This window comes from Rufibacter hautae, from assembly GCF_008271695.1.
GTDB classification, from domain to species: Bacteria; Bacteroidota; Bacteroidia; order Cytophagales; family Hymenobacteraceae; genus Nibribacter; species Nibribacter hautae.
On the sequence record NZ_VKKY01000003.1, the window covers coordinates 1,293,341 to 1,310,877 of the forward strand.

14 protein-coding genes are annotated in these 17,537 nt (G+C 54.4%); 9 read left to right on the forward strand and 5 right to left on the reverse strand.

Annotated features, from left to right (window positions below):
- Positions 1 to 31: 31 nt before the first annotated feature.
- On the reverse strand, positions 32 to 319 hold the full coding sequence (locus FOA19_RS21760; RefSeq protein ID WP_149092944.1) for a GNAT family N-acetyltransferase: 288 nt from the start codon (positions 317 to 319) through the stop codon (positions 32 to 34).
- A gap of 172 nt (positions 320 to 491) precedes the next feature.
- Between FOA19_RS21760 and FOA19_RS21765 the strand changes: the two genes are divergently transcribed.
- The 7 genes from FOA19_RS21765 (at position 492) to FOA19_RS21795 (ending at position 9,599) form a co-directional block, all read left to right on the forward strand.
- Positions 492 to 1,448, forward strand: coding sequence for a CvpA family protein (locus FOA19_RS21765; protein WP_149092945.1), 957 nt, complete (start codon positions 492 to 494; stop codon positions 1,446 to 1,448).
- A 142-nt stretch (positions 1,449 to 1,590) separates the two neighbouring features.
- Complete coding sequence (locus FOA19_RS21770) at positions 1,591 to 1,923, forward strand: hypothetical protein (RefSeq protein ID WP_149092946.1); 333 nt, start codon at positions 1,591 to 1,593, stop codon at positions 1,921 to 1,923.
- Positions 1,924 to 2,268: 345 nt separating this feature from the next.
- Positions 2,269 to 3,312 (forward strand): succinylglutamate desuccinylase/aspartoacylase family protein, encoded by a 1,044-nt coding sequence (locus FOA19_RS21775; protein ID WP_149092947.1) that lies wholly within the window; start codon positions 2,269 to 2,271, stop codon positions 3,310 to 3,312.
- Between the two features lie 71 nt (positions 3,313 to 3,383).
- On the forward strand, positions 3,384 to 5,819 hold the full coding sequence (locus FOA19_RS21780) for a TonB-dependent receptor (protein ID WP_149092948.1): 2,436 nt from the start codon (positions 3,384 to 3,386) through the stop codon (positions 5,817 to 5,819).
- Between the two features lie 259 nt (positions 5,820 to 6,078).
- Positions 6,079 to 6,789 carry an ABC transporter ATP-binding protein gene (locus FOA19_RS21785; RefSeq protein WP_149092949.1) on the forward strand — a complete coding sequence of 237 codons (711 nt, stop codon included), beginning with the start codon at positions 6,079 to 6,081 and terminating at the stop codon, positions 6,787 to 6,789.
- 2 nt (positions 6,790 to 6,791) lie between these two features.
- Positions 6,792 to 8,213 (forward strand): ABC transporter permease, encoded by a 1,422-nt coding sequence (locus FOA19_RS21790; protein WP_149092950.1) that lies wholly within the window; start codon positions 6,792 to 6,794, stop codon positions 8,211 to 8,213.
- A 3-nt stretch (positions 8,214 to 8,216) separates the two neighbouring features.
- Positions 8,217 to 9,599 (forward strand): ABC transporter permease, encoded by a 1,383-nt coding sequence (locus FOA19_RS21795; RefSeq protein ID WP_149092951.1) that lies wholly within the window; start codon positions 8,217 to 8,219, stop codon positions 9,597 to 9,599.
- A 170-nt stretch (positions 9,600 to 9,769) separates the two neighbouring features.
- Here the strand turns inward: FOA19_RS21795 and FOA19_RS21800 are convergent, their stop codons facing one another.
- From FOA19_RS21800 to FOA19_RS21815, 4 genes are all read right to left on the reverse strand, one after another.
- Positions 9,770 to 11,245 (reverse strand): M48 family metalloprotease, encoded by a 1,476-nt coding sequence (locus tag FOA19_RS21800; RefSeq protein ID WP_149092952.1) that lies wholly within the window; start codon positions 11,243 to 11,245, stop codon positions 9,770 to 9,772.
- Positions 11,246 to 11,476: 231 nt separating this feature from the next.
- Entirely contained in the window at positions 11,477 to 12,244 is a 768-nt protein-coding gene (locus FOA19_RS21805) for an EcsC family protein (RefSeq protein ID WP_149092953.1), read from the reverse strand.
- Positions 12,245 to 12,413: 169 nt separating this feature from the next.
- Positions 12,414 to 13,643, reverse strand: a complete 1,230-nt coding sequence (gene rluF / locus FOA19_RS21810; protein WP_149092954.1) for a 23S rRNA pseudouridine(2604) synthase RluF — start codon at positions 13,641 to 13,643, stop codon at positions 12,414 to 12,416.
- 83 nt (positions 13,644 to 13,726) lie between these two features.
- On the reverse strand, positions 13,727 to 13,942 hold the full coding sequence (locus FOA19_RS21815) for a VF530 family protein (RefSeq protein WP_149092955.1): 216 nt from the start codon (positions 13,940 to 13,942) through the stop codon (positions 13,727 to 13,729).
- Positions 13,943 to 14,192: 250 nt separating this feature from the next.
- Between FOA19_RS21815 and hutU the strand changes: the two genes are divergently transcribed.
- On the forward strand, positions 14,193 to 15,905 hold the full coding sequence (gene hutU, locus FOA19_RS21820; RefSeq protein ID WP_149092956.1) for a urocanate hydratase: 1,713 nt from the start codon (positions 14,193 to 14,195) through the stop codon (positions 15,903 to 15,905).
- Positions 15,906 to 16,258: 353 nt separating this feature from the next.
- Complete coding sequence (gene hutI / locus FOA19_RS21825; RefSeq protein ID WP_149092957.1) at positions 16,259 to 17,515, forward strand: imidazolonepropionase; 1,257 nt, start codon at positions 16,259 to 16,261, stop codon at positions 17,513 to 17,515.
- Positions 17,516 to 17,537 lie beyond the last annotated feature (22 nt).

Here is a 17,537-nt window from a genome sequence, read left to right on the forward strand (position 1 = left end):
ACGGGCCTTTGTTTTTGAGAAGCCTTATCGTTTAGGCTTCAGACATGTACTCCTTAAAAGCCGGATGGCGTTTTACGTACGCTTCCACCACGGGGCAGGAGGCCACAAATTTCATGTTTCGGTCAATGACGTGTTCCAACGCCGCTTTGACCAGTTTGTCGGCGAGGCCCTGGTTGCGGTGGTCTTCCGGAACGAAGGTGTAATCTAAATCCATTTCCTGGTTCTCGGTGATGGAGTAGGTAAGTTCCGCTTCTTCGCCGTCCAGCCTCATGTAAAATCTATTATCATCTTCGTCATGAATGACTTCTGTCTTATCCATATTCCTCCTGATTAAATTCAGTTATACGTTAAAGCCACCCTGTTAGATAGAAATTCAGTATTTACCCCTTCTTTTACCCGTTTAAGTTTGGTAACTGAAAAGAGGGGAGGGCGGTAAAAGAATCAGGTTCCCTCTGGAGTGCCTACCGTTGTCTTACCATGTATTCCCACCTATGAACTACATAGATTTACTTATCCTTTTCATTGTGCTTTCCAGCCTCTGGACCGGCTGGTACCGGGGGTTTGCCTATGGCGTGCTGGACCTGATCAGGTGGGTGGGAAGTCTGCTCATTGGCCTGAGTTTGTACCCTTACGTGGCCGAGGGGCTGGAAAAACTGGTGAACTGGAACGAGCTCTGGCTGTTGCCCCTCTCTTTTTTCGTGGTAGCGGTACTCGCCAGTATCCTCATCCAAGCCTTAGGCGATTGGGTGTTGGCGCAGTTTCCGGGCACGGTGCACCGGTCAAAAGCGAACCAGGTGCTGGGATTAATCCCCGGGTTTCTGAGCGGACTGGTGACCGCGGCCATTGTGGTGGTGCTCATGACAGCGTTTCCGTTGCCCCAGAACATACAGGAAGAAGTGCAGGAAAGCGCCCTGGCTACCCGTATTTCCTCGGTCTCAGAGAAAGCCGAGATGGCCCTCTCGCCGGTCTTTGACAAGGCCATTAACCGCACCATTAGCAAACTCACGGTGAAGCCCGGCTCCGAGGAAATGATTGAGTTGCCATATAAGGTCAGCAACATGAAACCCCGCCCCGATTTAGAGACCGAGATGCTGCAGCTGGTGAACGAGGAACGCGCCAAACAAAACCTGCGGCCCCTGGCTGCCGATACTTCCCTGCGCCGGGTGGCCCGCCTTCACTCCGAGGACATGTTCCGGCGCGGCTATTTCTCCCACTACACCCCCGAAGGCTGGAGCCCTTTTGACCGGATCAGAAAAGCGAAAGTACCCTTCCGGCTGGCGGGCGAAAACCTGGCCCTGGCACCCACCCTGGATATTGCCCATAATGGATTGATGAACTCACCCGGTCACCGCGCCAACATCCTGCGGGGAGGATTTGGTAGGGTAGGCATCGGTGTCCTGCAAGGCAGCGACCGCCGCCTGATGATTACCCAAAACTTTCGAAATTGAAAATGTAGGATTGACCATGCAATTCTATTGCAATCAAGTTGCGATTAGCGGGCATTTGTTTTAATATTGCGCAGGATGCCCTTTACCAGAAGATGCCCTTAGGTGTTCACCTGAAAAAAGAAGACTTCCTTTCCTCTCCTGAATGCTTCGTCTACAGCCTTATATCGCCGCTTTTTTGCTGCTGCTCTTCTGCCAGGTCATGGTGCCGGAGTCGGCCTTGCTGGCGCTGCACGAACACGAGCATACCGAGGCGCATGACGAGCCTATCCCCGATGGGGAGCATACCGTGGGCAAAGTACACCAGCACTGCAAGGTCAAAGAATACGGCCCCACCGATCTAATCTCTTTTCCTCCTTTAGAGGTTCCGTTTACAGCACCCCCAATCAGTACCCGAATTTCAGGCTTTACCTTTGCCTGGAAGTTTACCTATCCCAACAACATAGATCTTCGGGGACCACCCCAACACATCTCCTAACCGTAGGCACTCGCCTGTTTTCACCCATTTTTTTGGCTTTTTACGGCTGCTTTCGCTCCTGCCGAAGTAGTGAGTACTGGTACGTCTTGTTTTTTCGTGCTATAAACAACCGTATCTGCGTGGGATTGCCTTTTAGCGTTTCTCGCCCAGAGTTGGAATTGGTGGGTCTTTTCTGAACCAGGAAAAGCCTGTCCGGCAGCTTGTGTCCTTTTTTCTGTTTTGCAGTTTCCGGCGCTTACCGTCCTGGTAAGTCATGCCCCTGCATTCCTTTTTAATTTTAGAAAAGCAGACCCGCGTGGCTACCCAAAGCCGGGCATTGTCTGCCGTTTACGATTTGCGTTTCTTATGAGAAATTTACCTTTACTTCTATTCTTCTTTTTCGCGTTACACCTATCCGCCCATGCCCAGGTAAAAGCTTTCCAGTTTCAGGGCGAAAAGATAAAACCAGGCTCAAAACTGAGCTTTCTGCTACCCGTCGTCACGTCCCAAGACAGCACCGTTATTCCGGTGACTGTTTTCCACGGAGCCAAGAAAGGACCTGTTCTGGGCATCACGGCCGGGGTGCACGGCCTGGAGTATGCGCCCATCATGGCCGCCCAAAAGCTAGGCAAACAATTAGACCCTGCGCAGATGAGCGGCACCGTCATTCTGATGCACCTAGCTAATGTGCCCGCTTTTCTGAACCGCAGCCTGCGGGTGAACCCTTTGGATGGAAAGAACCTGAACCGCGTTTTCCCGGGCAAAAAAGAGGGCACCAGCACCGAGCAAATCGCCTGGCTTATTTCCAATGACATCATCGCGCGCTGCGATTACTTTATTGACGTGCACGACGGCGATGCCAACGGGGATTTGCGCCCGTACTCCGGCTATTACAACTACTTCAACATGCCCGAGGTCTCGGAGAAAGCCCGTCAGATGGCCGTCAGCTTGGGCTTTGATTTCATTGTGCAGTTCGGGAATGAACAGGCGCTGACGGAGGCGTCTATCTACTGTTCCCGGGAGGCCACCAAGCGCAACATCCCGGCCGTGGACATTGAATGCGGCCGCATGGGTAGGGTAGAAGAGGAAACGGTGCAGAAGGTATTGGCCGCCCTGAACAGCCTGATGCGCCACCTGACCATCCTGGAAGGAAAGCCCAACAACGTGGCTAACCCAATAATGGTGGCCCAACGCACCACCGTGGAAAGCAAGCACACCGGCTTTTTCTACAGCGATCTCACCAGCGGCGACTACGTGAAAAAGGGCATGCGGCTGGGCTATACCACCGACCTTTTCGGGAACCATCTCGCCGATGTGTTCTGCCCGGTAGACGGCTTCATTCTTTACAAGATTTTCAATCCGCCGGTAAAGGCCGGCGACGGGCTTTTCAACATCGGGCACATCCAATAAATCCTCAGACTTCAACCCCACCAGGTGAAAGCTTTTACCAATAGCTTTCACCTGGGCTTATCCCTCGTTTTATGAAAAGACATCTCATTTTATTTCTTCTGATGCTGCATCAGCTGGTAGCGTATTCCCAAACCGAGGGGCATGTTACCGGAACCGTCAAAAACGCCAAAGGCGATGCATTGGAAGGCCTAACCGTTACCCTCAAGGAAAATAATGCCTTGTCGGCGGTGACCGCGGCCGACGGCTCGTTTCACCTCCACCATGTACCGTTTGGCACCTATACCTTGCTGGCTTTGGGAGTGGGGTACACCACCGAAGCAAGAACCATTGTCCTGGCTGCCGGTAACTCCGAGGTATTGGTGGCTTTTACTTTAAAGCAAAATTCCCAAGCCCTGCAGGAAGTGGAGGTGCTGGGCCGGAAGGAAACATCCTACAAAAGCGAGTACAGTTTTATCGGGACCAAAACCGCCACCCTGGTCATGGACGTGCCGCAGACCATTTCCACGGTCACCAAGGAGCTCATAGAGGACCAGCAGGCCTTTACCCTCAACGACGTGGTGAAGAACGTGGCGGGCGTGAACCAGTATTCCAGCTACGACGACCTCACGGTGCGCGGCTTCCGGAACGGCTACGAGAGCGGCTTCCGGTTGGTGAATGGCCTGCGCTCGGGTTACAGCTACGGGAACGGCTTTTTCCGGGTGCCGCTGACGGTGAACTTGGAGTGGGTGGAGGTGTTGAAAGGCCCGGGGGCGGCGCTGTTCGGGGACATCAACCCCGGCGGAACCATCAACATGGTGACCAAGAAGCCGCTGGAGGAAGACCGTAAGGCCGTGAGTTTCTCGGTAGGGAGTTTCCAGACGATGCGCTCTACGCTGGATTTCACCGGTGCCTTAACCGTAGACAAAACCTTGTTGTACCGCCTGAACGTGGGCTACGAGAATACCAAAACCTTTCGGGACGTGAATGACCGGGCCTCCTTCATTGTAGCGCCCACTATCACGTTCCGGCCCACCGAGAACACCACCTTCAACGCTGAACTGGTGTACAGCAACTTCAATGGCTATTTGGACCGCGGGCTGCCCATTCAGGCCGGTGACTTGTACGCGCTTCCGTTTTCCTTTACCCTGAGCCAGCCCAATGACCACTTCCGGGTAACGGATCTTTCGCTCAACGCCTCTCTAAACCAGAAAATCAACGACCAGCTCTCGTTCAACGTGGCGTACATGAAGTTCGCCTACGCCGAGGACATCAAGGAGCACCGCACTCTGAACACCTTCGCCGATGCACCCCTGAACACCGTGATGAACCTGCGGTACTTTGAAAGGCGGGCCAAAGAGTACACCGATAACCTCTCTGCCTACTTCTCCTATGCCGGGAACACCGGCCCACTCAGCCACAAAGTAGTGCTGGGCGCCGATTACGTGAAGTTCTCCACCGACAAGAACAGCACCATGTTTGAGGCCCGGCAGCAATTGGTGAATGGGAAGGCTGTGCCATTGACCTTTGACCTGAGGAACCCAGTCTATGAGATCAAGAACACCAGCGATTACATCCGGCGGCCCACGCCGCAGTTCTTCATCGACTACCTCAACTCGGTGTTCCATACCACTGGCCTGTATGTGCAGGACCAAGTGGAAGTAACCGATAAATTGGGATTGCTGCTGGGGCTGCGCTATGAGCTGTTCCGCGATGAACGGGACTACGGCAACGGCGAGGAAACCGTGCAGCAAAACATGCTGCTGCCCCGCGCGGGTCTCACGTACTCGGTGTTGGAGAACGTGAACTACTTCGCCAGTTACAACCAAGGTTTCCGGCCCATCAATCCGCGGTACATTAAATTCCCTGAGCGCTACGGCCGTGGCGAGCCTTTTGAGAATGAGCAGAGCTACCAGGTGGAAACAGGGTTCAAAGGCGAGTTCTTCCAGAAAGCCTTGTTTGCCACCGTCTCTTTCTACCAGATTGAAAAGCGAAATACCCTCATCAACACGGGGCAGGTGACCGAGGAAGGCAACCCCATCTACCGGCAGAACGGGAAAGCCCGCTCCCGCGGAATGGAGCTGGAAGTAACCGGCAACCTACTTCCCAACTTCAACCTGAACGCCAACTACGCCTTCAACCGCACCGAGATTCTGGATGCCGATGTAGCCGCCGAAAACGGCATGGTCGCCGCCAACGCCCCTAAGTACTCGGCGGGTCTTTGGGCGAAATACACCTTTACCGGTCCTGTCCTGAATGGAGTTGGCATAGCCCTAGGCGGAAATTACGTGAGCCGCCGTCGCATGGAAGTACAGGTGAACGCCGTGAATACTGGCGAGCTCATTTGGGATTACTGGCCTGAATACACCGTGGTCACTGCGGCCCTGTTCTACCACGTGAACAAATTTAAACTAAGTCTGAACCTGAACAACGTCCTGAACAAACGCTACTTCGTGGGAGGCTACGATTACTTCCGAGCCAGCCCCGGTGCCCCTAGGAATTTCATTGCCACGGTGGGGTATACCATTTAAGGTATAGTGTGTTTTGTGGCTGATTTTTAAAATTTAAGCCGAAAACAGAAGGCAAGTTTGAGGAAAATGTAGGGGCAATCCCTTGTGGTTGCCCTTGCTAACCTAGCAACCGTGAAAGGGCAACCACAAGGGATTGCCCCTACAAAAAGATGGTCATCCTGAGAACAATTCCTTTTTAGGTTTTCAGCCCATTTCTCCCAAAACAACTCTAAAACAAAAACAATTAGCAATTGACAATTAACAATTAACAATCATCCATATGAAATTTGCCCTAGAAGCAAGACAACTGAAGAAACAATACCAGGACAAACTGGCCCTGAAAGGTCTAGACCTGCAGATAGAACCCGGGGAGATTTTTTGCCTTTTGGGTCAGAATGGCGCCGGAAAGTCTACTACCATTAACCTGTTCTTGGGGTTTATCAGACCTACGTCAGGAGCGGCGTACATCAACGGGCTGGAAGTAGCCGCGAACCCCATCAAGGTGAAAGAATACCTGGCCTACATTCCGGAGAATGTGATGCTGTACCCTAACCTGACGGGATTGGAGAACCTAGCCTTGTTCAGCAATCTGGCGAGCTTCGACTATTCTCAGGAGGAACTGATGACCTATCTGGTGCAGGCAGGTTTACCGGGCGAGGCGGCGAAGCGCAAAGTGGGTGCTTACTCCAAGGGGATGCGGCAAAAGGTGGGCATTGCTATAGCCGTTGCAAAGCACGCCAAAGTACTGCTGCTGGATGAACCCACCTCGGGACTGGACCCGAAGGCCAGCAATGAATTCTCGGAACTGTTGCTCCAACTGAGCGCGAACGGTACGGCCATTTTCATGGCTACCCATGATATTTTTCGGGCGAAGGAAGTGGGCACTCGCGTGGGCATTATGCGGGAGGGCGAACTGGTGGATTTGCTGGGCACGACCGAACTAAACGCCAACGAGCTGGAAAAACTGTACCTCAACTATATGCACGCGTAAGGATGGTCAAAAGCATTGCCCAAAAAGAATTCATCAGCACCCTGCGTGACCGGCGTTTTGTGGTGCTAAGCGTGCTGGTTTTGCTGTTGTTGCTGGCCGCCACGGTGGTGGGCCTGTACAGCTACCATACCCAGCAGCAGGAACGCGACGTGGCGCAGCAAACCGTGAACCACCAGTTCCAGAACTCCGCTGACCGGCATCCGCACCGCATGGCGCATTACGGCTCTTATGCGTTCCGGCCCAAGTCCAGCATCAGTTTCCTGGATTTCGGGCTGGATTCCTATACCGGGGCCTCGGTGTTCATGGAGGCGCACCGGCAGAACAGCGCCAATTTCAGTCAGGCGCAGCAATCCTCCTCGCTTATCCGGTTCGGGGAAATGACCGTGGCCTTTGTGCTGCAGATGCTCCTTCCGCTGCTCATCATTTTCCTTTGTTTCAGCACTTTCACCCAGGAAAAGGAAACCGGGACGCTCAAGATTCTGCTGAGCCAGGGCGTGTCTCTGCGGGAGATTGCCTGGGCCAAGATTGCCGGGTACGGCAAAACCGTGGCCCTGGTCGTGGGACCTGCCTTGCTTATTGCCAGTCTGCTGCTGTTCGGGCGGAGTGGCTTTGAATGGCACACCGATGTGCTGGTCAGGCTGCTGCTGTTCATCGGGTTTTACCTGGTGTACTTCTTCATTTTCGTGGTACTGTCGGTGGTTGTCTCGGGGGTACACCAGCGCTCTAGCACGGCTTTGGTGACCTTGCTGGGCATCTGGATTCTCTGCTGCGTGATCATTCCCAAAGCCTCTGCCAACCTGGGCAACACGCTTTACACCACGCCCACCAGAGCCCAGATGGACGCTGATGTGCACGAGGAAGTGGCCAAAGGCATTGACGGCCATAACTCGCAGGATGCCCGCGCTGAAGCTTTCAAAAAAGAATTGCTCCAGAAGTACGGGGCAGATTCGCTGAGCCAATTGCCGGTGAATTTTGACGGAATTATTATGGCCGTGGGGGAAGAGCAGAGCACCAAGGTTTATCGGGAATATTTCGCAGAGCTCACCGATATTTTCCAGAAGCAGAACCGCGTCTCGGAGTGGGCCGGTTTCCTGAACCCGTACCTGGCGGTGCGCAACCTGTCCATGGGCATGGCGGGCTCCGATTTTCCGCACTACCTCCATTTCCAGAACGAGGCCGAGCAGTACCGCTACCACTTGGCCCAGAGCCTGAACCACATTCAGACTACCCGGCTCAAGTACAAAGACAAAACCACCCGCCTCAGCGCAGACACCTGGAAAGAACTGGCGCCTTTCACGTATGAGGCGCCGCCGGTCCAATGGGCTTTAGGTAGTCACTTGATTTCCCTGGTGGCGTTGTTTTTGTGGTTAGCGCTGGTGTGCACCCTGGGGCTTCGGCTGATTGACAAAATTCAAATTGCGTAAGACATGAAACCTTTCTGGATACTGATCAAATACGAATGGCTCAATTTCCGGGCATATAGAGGACTGGTCATTCTTTCCACCCTCGCTTTGGTGGCCGGATTGTACGGCATCTACTACGGCACTACCGAAGTAGAGCGGCAGCGCGAAAACATAGCAGGGCTGGAGGTATTGACCCAGCACAATGTGGCCGAGATGAAAACCAAATACCCCTCCGAGGCAGATGCCGGAGACATCGGCTACTACCACTCCACCTTCGCCGTCCACCATCCAGATTCCTGGGCAAGCCTCTCCTTAGGCCAGCGCGACGTAAACCCGTACTACATTAAGCTGCGCCTCCTGAACCTGCAATCCCAGCTGTATGATTCAGAGAACATCAACCCGTTGAAGGTGCTCTCCGGGAACTTTGACCTGGCATTTGTGCTGGTGTACCTGTTTCCGCTGCTCATCATTGGGTTGTGCTTTAACATTCTGTCCATTGAGAAAGAACAGGGCACTTTGCCTTTGTTGCTGTCGCAGCCCATCAGCCTTCCGCTGATTGTGGGAGCGAAACTCACGTTCCGGATGATGGTGGTGCTGGGTATGGCGTTGTTGCTTTCCATTGTGGCCATGGTCTGGGGCGCGGTCGTGCCAGATGCACGGATAGCCTTGTGGTTGGGCGTGGTGGTACTGTATTGCGTATTCTGGTTCGGGATGGCGTTTCTAGTGGCGGCCTTGCAGAAAAACTCGGCGTTCAATGCGGTGACGTTATTGGGCGTGTGGTTATTGCTCACCATCATCATCCCGGCGCTACTGAACGTGTATGTGTCCATCCGGCAACCGGTTCCACAGGCGCTAGCCCTCACCATCAAGCAGCGCGAGGTGGTGCACGGCGGTTGGGACAAACCTAAGCGCGAAACCATGGAGGCCTTCTTCGTGCGCTATCCACAATACCGCGACACGGCCGAGATCCAGGGCCGGTTCGCCTGGAAATGGTACTATGCCTTTCATTTGCTGGGAGACATAGCCGTGGAAGATCTGGCGAAAGAGTACCAAAGCAGTCTGCAGGCTCGGCATGACCTGGTGCAAAACCTAAATGTGCTGTCGGTGCCGGTGAACGTGCAGGGCATTTTCAACGCCATGGCCGGTTCTGACTTACCTTCTTACCTGCAATTCCTGCAAAGTGCCACCCACTACCACGATACCCTGCGCGAGTTTTACTATCCATTCCTGTTCAAGCAGGTTGGCTTCACCCACGCCGATTACGCTCGGGAACCCCGGCACAGTTTTACCAGCACGTCAGACATGCCCTCCGCTAAGAATGGTTTGGTGAAACTGCTCCTCAGTGTGCTGGTGGTTTTTGCCGCAGGATTGCTTTTGTTCAGGTGGAAAGAGGCTTCTGTGAAGTAGGAATTTGACTTTGCTGCTACCAATGGTTTTTAGCCTGTTTTCTGAAAAACGCCTCAAAATCACTAGATAGTTTTTGCCTTGTTTTCTGGAAAAAGTGGCTAAAACCAATTCAAAGAAAAAGGCCCTACATTTTTGGTGTAGGGCCTTTCTTAAACATTACCATTTGCTGTTTACTTCTCAATCACTTTGATCAAGGTATTGGCAGCAATACGGTCACTTAACTGCATGCCGTTCAGAATGGCCATTTCATCGAAGCGTTTGCTGGGCACATTGTACGATTGCAGCACCTGTGACAAGGTTCCGGCGGTACGCACGGTTTTGATGCGCACTACTTCCGGTTTGCGGTTGATTTTCTCCTGATCGGTGAGTTGCCGGAAGTTGGTTGCCGTGGCACTAAACGCCGGGAAGTAGGTATTGAAATCAGTAGCTGCGGTCACCCCGGTGATGTTGTAGATGTTGCCGCCGTACTGGATAAAGTAGCTCAGCGCTTGAATTGGAGGAGTTTGTTGTTGCTGGGCTTGCTGCTGCTGTTGCTGTTGTTGTGGCGCCTGTTGCGAAATTACCGCCAGGGCAGGTAAACCGTTTACCGTTACCTGTTTAGATTCCAAGGCTTGCAATTGGTTGTCGGTGAGCATTTTCTGGGCCGCGGCCTCCAGGGAAGTGCCCTGAGCCAGGCGCAGGAACATCATCGCCTTCCCATCTGCTGGGGCCATCTGTACCTGTTGCGGAGAGTTCTGGTGTTTCCAGCCGGCTGGGATCGGGAACTGGAACTTCAGTTCTGGGTGATAGAAGATGCTATTCTCCACGAAGCCTTGTTTTGGGTCTTCGCCGTAGATCAGGCCCTCCAGCATTCTCAGGTAACTGTCTCTGCCTTCCTTCAGGTTGGTAGCGCTTGTTTTCTGCTTCCACTGATCGGCGAGTTGGTGCACGGTGGTATAACGGTTGGCCGGGTCTGGGTGCGTAGATTGCCACTCCGGAATCTGGCCCTGGCCACTTTGCTCGGTTTGCCGTTGCAGAGTTTGGAAGAAATCGGCCATGTGGCTGGCATCATATCCTATCTTGGTAGAGTATTCCACTCCCAGTTCATCAGACTGGCGCTCATCGTCGCGTCCGAATTTCAGGAATAAAAGTCCGGCTCCCTGCATGAGTTCGTTTCCGTAATTTGCCAAGGTAGGGGAGGCAATCATTCCGCCAATGAGCAGGACCTGCGCCAGGGTGGATTTGCTTTGCTGCTGCGCCGAGTGGCGGGCGGTCACGTGGCCAATCTCATGCCCCAACACCCCGGCAAACTGCGCCTCTGAGTTGAAGTGGGCCATGATGCCGCGGGTGAAGTACACATATCCGCCGGGCACCGCAAAGGCGTTCAGGATGGGAGAGTCCACGATCTTGAACTCGTATTTGAGGTTGGGCCTGTGCGAGATAGCGGCCATCTGCTGGCCTTTCTCCTGGATGAATTTTTGCAGGGTGGGGTTCTGCACCAACCCAAACTGGGCAACTATCCCGGGGTCGGCTTGCATGCCCATGGCTACTTCCTGTTCCTCAGACACAAAGTTGATGTCTCTTTTTCCGGTAACGGGGTTCGTGGCGCAGGAGTTAAACAATAGGATGGCCGCGGTGGCCAAACTATAAGAGAATAGGTTTTTCATAGCGGTAGGGTTAAGGCTCAAGTAGTATTACAGTCAGTACAAACCCGCAGCGCAGGCCGTGCTGTTCTTAGCAACGTGTTAATAAATTATAGGTTGCGGCGGCGTATTTCTAGGATTAATCTTAGACGCCCTGCTGCAAGAGAAGACCTTTGTTTTTAGGCTGTTTTTAAGAAATAGGCCCTGAAACAAAGGCCCAAATGCAGCTGCAATGGCCCAGGTTTCTGAGAAAAATCAAAGGGCAGGATGGTCCGGCGGGGAGAGCAGGTTCAGGGTGGATTGCTCTTTCCAGCGCATGCGGTAGGCGTTCATGGCGGTGGTGCCCAGTTTCTGGAGAAGCTTGTAATTGACTACCGCGCCCACCGGCGCCCCGATGATGGGAATTAGCTGAGCCATCTTGGCCAGGTCAATGTAATCGCGGTACTCCTGCTGGAAGGTGCGCCAGTCAAACTGGTGGATGTCCTCGGGGAGGTGCAGCTTCTGGGTTTCCCAGTCCAACATCTGCAGGTACACCTCGCGGCGCTGCTGCTGTCCGCTGAACGCCAGCTGGAAAATGTGCAATAGGTAAATCCGCTCGCGGTAATCCTCCACAGAGTGGCCGTACAGGGCGGCAATGTCAAACAGCATCTTCAGCTTGATGCCCATTAAAAGCGGGAAATCGGCGAGGCCCAGCAAGATGCCGCCGGCGCCGGTGATGCCTCCCTCGGCGGCGGCCGTTTTCTTGTAAAAATCAATCCGGTCCCGTACCACGCCTTCCTGCAGCTCCAGCGTGGCGTGCGCGAAGGCATTGCCGGTGGTGTGCCGCGCGCCAAATAGCACTGCCCTGATCATCTGCTTGATGGCCGCCGTAATGGCCTGGTGCACCTTCTCAGGGATGTAGCTGTTGAGTTTCTGCTGCATGCCCCGGGCCAGATGGTTGAGCAAAGTCGGGTCCCGTTGCATCTGCTGCTGCCACTCGCGCAACTCCTGGAGTACTTTTTCTTCGTAGGCGGTGTGGGGCATGGCAGGCAGAACAGGGGTTAGGTTTCTGCCCGAAAGAAAGCGTTTTTCCGGCAAGGGCCAAAATCAAGTGCGTGCTGTATGGTCAATTGCCCCAAAAAGCCAGAAGCGTTTAGGCCCCGTTTTCTTGAAGCAGGCCCTAAACGCTTCTGGCTTTATTTGAAAGAATCTTCTACCGTCTGCCTCTGCCGCGGGTGCCGGCTGTTCTTTTGGGCGTCTGGTCACCGGCTGGTTTGGGCTTTCTGGCCGCTTTGGCTTTGGGGTTTCTGGCGGGCAGAGAACCTTTGGGCGACCGAGGGGTCTTTTTAGAAGCGTGTTCTGATTTGGTTTTCAGGTTCTTGGCGCCGGAGGCTTTAGGCCGGCGCTCTGAAGGTGCCTTGGCCGGTTTCTCAGAAGCGAAATCATCGTCAAAGAAGTCGTCGCGGTCTGCTTTGGGTTTTCGGGCAGGGGCAGCCTTGGGTGCGGGACGGCGGTTGGCGGAATCGTCTTCCTTGGGCTTTCTGGCGGCTTTGGATTTGGAGTTCACGTACTCCGGGGTGGTGCGTTGGGGCCGGGTCACGCGGTGCACTTTTACCCCGAATTCCTCGGTCACCTCGTCTTCATCCGCCTGGTCGGCCGCATCGGCTTTTCTGGCGGCGCGGGCCGCTTCCTTGCCCCACGAAGAGGCATCCTCGGTTTTGGAGGACTCAGAAACAAGCTGGTTGATGGATTTGATTTCCTCCAGGGTGAGGTAGCGCCAGTGACCGGAAGGCAGATCGTCTAGTTTCACGGTCATGATGCGCGTGCGCTTGAGCCGCTCCACTTTGTAGCCCAGGGCCTCGCACATGCGCCGGATCTGTCGGTTCAAGCCCTGCGTCAGAATGATTCTGAACCCCTTGTGGCCCTGCTGCTGCACAAAGCATTTCTTTGTAACACCCTCAAACAGGCGCACGCCGTTGCTCATCTTCTGGATGAAATCATCGGTCACGGGCTTGTCCACCATCACCACATATTCCTTCTCGTGGTTGTTGTCGGCACGTAGGATCTTGTTTACGATGTCCCCGTCGTTCGTCAAAAAGATGAGCCCTTCTGAGGCGTTGTCTAGCCTTCCGATGGGGAAGATACGCTTGGGGTAGCCAATGAAGTCAATGATGTTCTTCTTGTCCTTGGTATCAGTAGTGGTGGTGACGCCGGTGGGCTTGTTGAAGGCTAGGTAAATGGGCCGGTCGCTGGGTTTGCGGGTTTTGATGGCCTCGCCGTCCACGGCCACTTTGTCGCCGGGCTTTACCGTGGCGCCTTTTTTGGCGGTGCGGTCATTGATGGTGACGCGGCCTTCGTCTATGTAATTGTCGGCCTCGCGGCGCGAGCAGAAGCCCGAGTCGCTGATGAATTTGTTGAGCCGAATGGTGTTATCTGTTGACATGTCTGTGCTGATTCTGAATACTATACGTGTGCGGAAAAATGTACGCCACCCAAATTAGGCGGCAAGCCCTGAAAAGAAACGGCTCAGGCAAAGGTGCGCAGGTACAGGTCTTCCACTTTCTTGCGCGCCCAAGGCGTTTTCCGCAAAAAGGCAAGGCTGGACTTAATGCTGGGATTGTGCGTGAAGCTGTTGATTCTGATGCGGTCTCCCAGTTCTTCCCATCCGTAATGGTCCACCAGCAGCACCAGAATCATCTCTAGTGTTTTACCGTGCAAGGGGTTGTTTTTCTGTTCTTCCATAATTCCAGGACAAAGGTAACCTTTTCTCCCTGAGTTTACGCGGATGCCTTTGTCTGGGTGCGGGAAAGCGTTTCGCGGTTTTGTGCTGTTTCACGTATCCTGTTTTAACCCTGTTTTGCAGGAAGTAGCCTAAAAACAAATTTTAGCCTCATCTGCGACCTGGTTTTGTAATCAAATTGAGAATTTTTAGTATATTAATGGATTCTAATTGCCCAAGCCTTCCTTTTTAGCACTAAACCACTCTGTCCTTATGGAAACCATTTCTCTGTCCCGCACAGCCCTCGCCCCCAAGCTTTCTGTAGAAGAGTTTATCCAGACCTACGCAAACCACCCGGTGTACATTCCGGCGGTAGGGCCCACGCTGCACGCGAAGAACTGGCAGGCAGAGGCCGCCCTGCGGATGTTCCTGAACAACCTGTCTGCCGAGGTGGCCGAGGACCCGGCCCGGTTGGTGGTGTACGGCGGCATTGGGCAGGCGGCCCGCACCCCGCAGGATGCCCGCAAGATTGTGGAGTTGCTCCTGACGCTGGAAGAAGACGAGAGTCTGCTGATCCAGAGCGGGAAACCGGTGGGCAAGATCAGAAGCCACGCCGAGGCGCCGCGCGTGCTCATCGCCAACAGCAACCTGGTGCCCAAGTGGGCTACCTGGGAGCATTTCAACCAACTGCGGGAGCGGGGCCTCATGATGTACGGGCAGATGACGGCCGGTTCCTGGATTTACATCGGGACGCAGGGCATTCTGCAGGGAACTTACGAGACCTTCGCGGCTTGCGGGCGCCAGCACTACGGCGGCAGCCTGCAGCACAAACTGGTGGTGAGCGGCGGTCTGGGCGGCATGGGCGGAGCCCAACCCCTAGCGGCCACCATGGCAGGCGCTACGTTCCTGGGCGTGGATATTGACCCTGAGCGCATCAAAAAACGCCTGGAGACCCGCTACATAGACAAAATGACCTTTGATTACCGCGAAGCCGTGCGCCTGGCCCTGGCCGCCAAAGACAAAGGCGAAGCAGTTTCCATTGGCCTGGTAGGCGACATCGGCGATGTGCTGCAGCAACTGATCCAGGACGGAATTACCCCGGATATCCTCACCGACCAGACCTCGGCCCACGATCCGTTGAACGGCTATGTGCCCCACGGCATGTGCCTGCCCCAGGCCCTGGCCCTGCGGGAAAGAGACCCCGAGCAGTACCGGGCGCAGTCCCTCAAAAGCATGGGCCGCCACGTAGGTTTCATGCTGGAACTCAAACGCCGCGGCAGTATCACCTTTGATTATGGCAACAACCTGCGCGAGTTTGCCCAACAAGGCGGCGAGCCCCGCGCCTTTGAAATACCGGGCTTTGTGCCCGAGTTTATCAGGCCGCTGTTCTGCGAGGGCAAAGGCCCGTTCCGCTGGGCCGCCCTTTCCGGTGATCCCGAGGACATCAAAGTAACCGATGAGGCTCTGAAAGCACTTTTCCCCGAGAACACGCACATGATCAATTGGCTTCAGCAAGCCGAGGTCAAAGTGGCGTTCCAGGGACTTCCCAGCCGCATCTGCTGGCTAGGCATGGGCGAACGGGAGAAAGCGGGTCTCCTGTTCAACCAACTGGTGCGGGAAGGCAAAGTAAAAGCGCCCCTCGTGATTGGCCGTGACCACCTGGACTGCGGCTCGGTGGCATCTCCGTATCGCGAGACCGAAGGCATGAAAGACGGCTCCGATGCCGTGTCTGACTGGCCGCTCCTCAACCTCATGGCCAATGCCAGCGGCGGCGCCACCTGGGTTTCCTTCCACCACGGCGGCGGCGTAGGCATGGGCTATTCCCAGCACGCCGGCATGGTTATCTTAGCAGACGGCACAGACCGCGCCGACCGTTGCCTCCGCCGCGTGCTGCACAACGATCCCGCCCTGGGCATCTTCCGCCACGCCGATGCCGGCTACGAAACCGCCCAGGAAAACGCCGAGCAGTTTGGGTTGGAGTTGTAGCAGCTTTTAAAAAGCTTTTATTAACTGATATTACTATTCTCGATATTCTGAAAAGTAGGGGCAATCCCTTGTGGTTGCCCTAACTGTCCACACTCATTTCTGCCAAGCTCTTTTCTTTGTCTGCCTTACCAAAACACGTCCGCCGTTGTTGCGTGTTCTCACCAACAACCGGTATTCCGGTGGCATGCGCAAGGGCAACCACAAAGGATTGCCCCTACAACTTGTATTGCATTCAGTAAAACTATCCATCAGTTTTAAGCCGGTTTTTCTAAAAACAGCCTGAAAATCATTTTTACAAGCCAACCGTCATTAACTTGCTGTCTGCACCTTTTTCTTATTGAACCTTGAGCTTAATGCCAGAAGAACCAGAAGAACACCTACTCATCGGGCCTTTCAGCCAAATCATCACCATGGCAGGCTTGCCTTTGAATGGCCCTTTGCGCGATGCGCAGTTGGATGTCCTGGATCACGCGGGCGTGCTCATCAAAGGAGAGAAGATTGCGAAAGTAGGTTCCTATGCAGAACTGGCCCAGGAAGCAGAAGCCCAGCAGTACAGGTTGCAGGAAATAGAGGAGCCGATGGTGCTGTTTCCCGGTTTCATTGATGCCCACACGCACCTGTGTTTCGCGGGGTCCCGGGCTCGTGACTATGCTTTACGGGTGGAGGGTAAAAGCTACTTGGAGATAGCCCGCAGCGGAGGCGGTATTCTGGATACGGTTTCTAAAACCAGGGCTGCTGCCCAGGAAGAACTGGTGCAAGGAATCATCACCAGAGGTAAGCGGCACCTGACTGAAGGCGTGACCACCTGCGAGGTGAAAAGCGGCTATGGCCTCACGGTAGCCGAAGAACTAAAAATGCTGCAAGCCATACAAGAAGCCGACCAGCAGCTCGCTCTAGATTTGGTGCCCACCTGCTTGGCTGCCCACATGCGCCCGCCGGAGTTTTCAGATTCACAGGCTTATTTACAGCACATTGTACAAGAATTGCTGCCAAAAGTGAAAGAGAAAAACCTAGCCCACCGGGTGGATATCTTCATTGAAGATACGGCATTCTCAGAGGCCGAGGCTTTAACTTACCTGCAAGCCGCGCTGGAAATGGAATTTGAGGTAACGGTGCATGCTGATCAGTTCAGTAAGGGAGGCAGCCAGGTGGCGGCCCAGGTAAAAGCCGCCAGCGCAGATCACTTGGAAGCCAGCGGCCCTGAGGAAATTGCCCAACTAAAAGCTGCCGGGGTGGTCGCCACCGTTCTTCCAGGAGCTTCCCTGGGTTTGGGAATGGGCTATGCCCCCGCCCGTCAGCTCCTGGACGGAGGTCTCTGTGTGGCCATTGCCACCGACTGGAACCCAGGCTCGGCACCCATGGGGGATCTGCTGTTGCAGGCAGCCTTGCTAGGTGCCGCTGAGAAACTGACCTTGGCCGAAACCTTCGCAGGCATAACCTTCCGGGCGGCCCGCGCCTTGCGCCTAGAGGATCGGGGTCGTTTACAGCATGGGCTTCTGGGCGATTTCGTCGCTTTTCCTACGGGGGATTACCGGGAAATCTTATATCACCAAGGCAAACTGAAACCAGCCATGGTATGGAAACGAGGGAAGCTTTGCTTAAGGCCATGACCGGTTCCTGAATTATAAATCA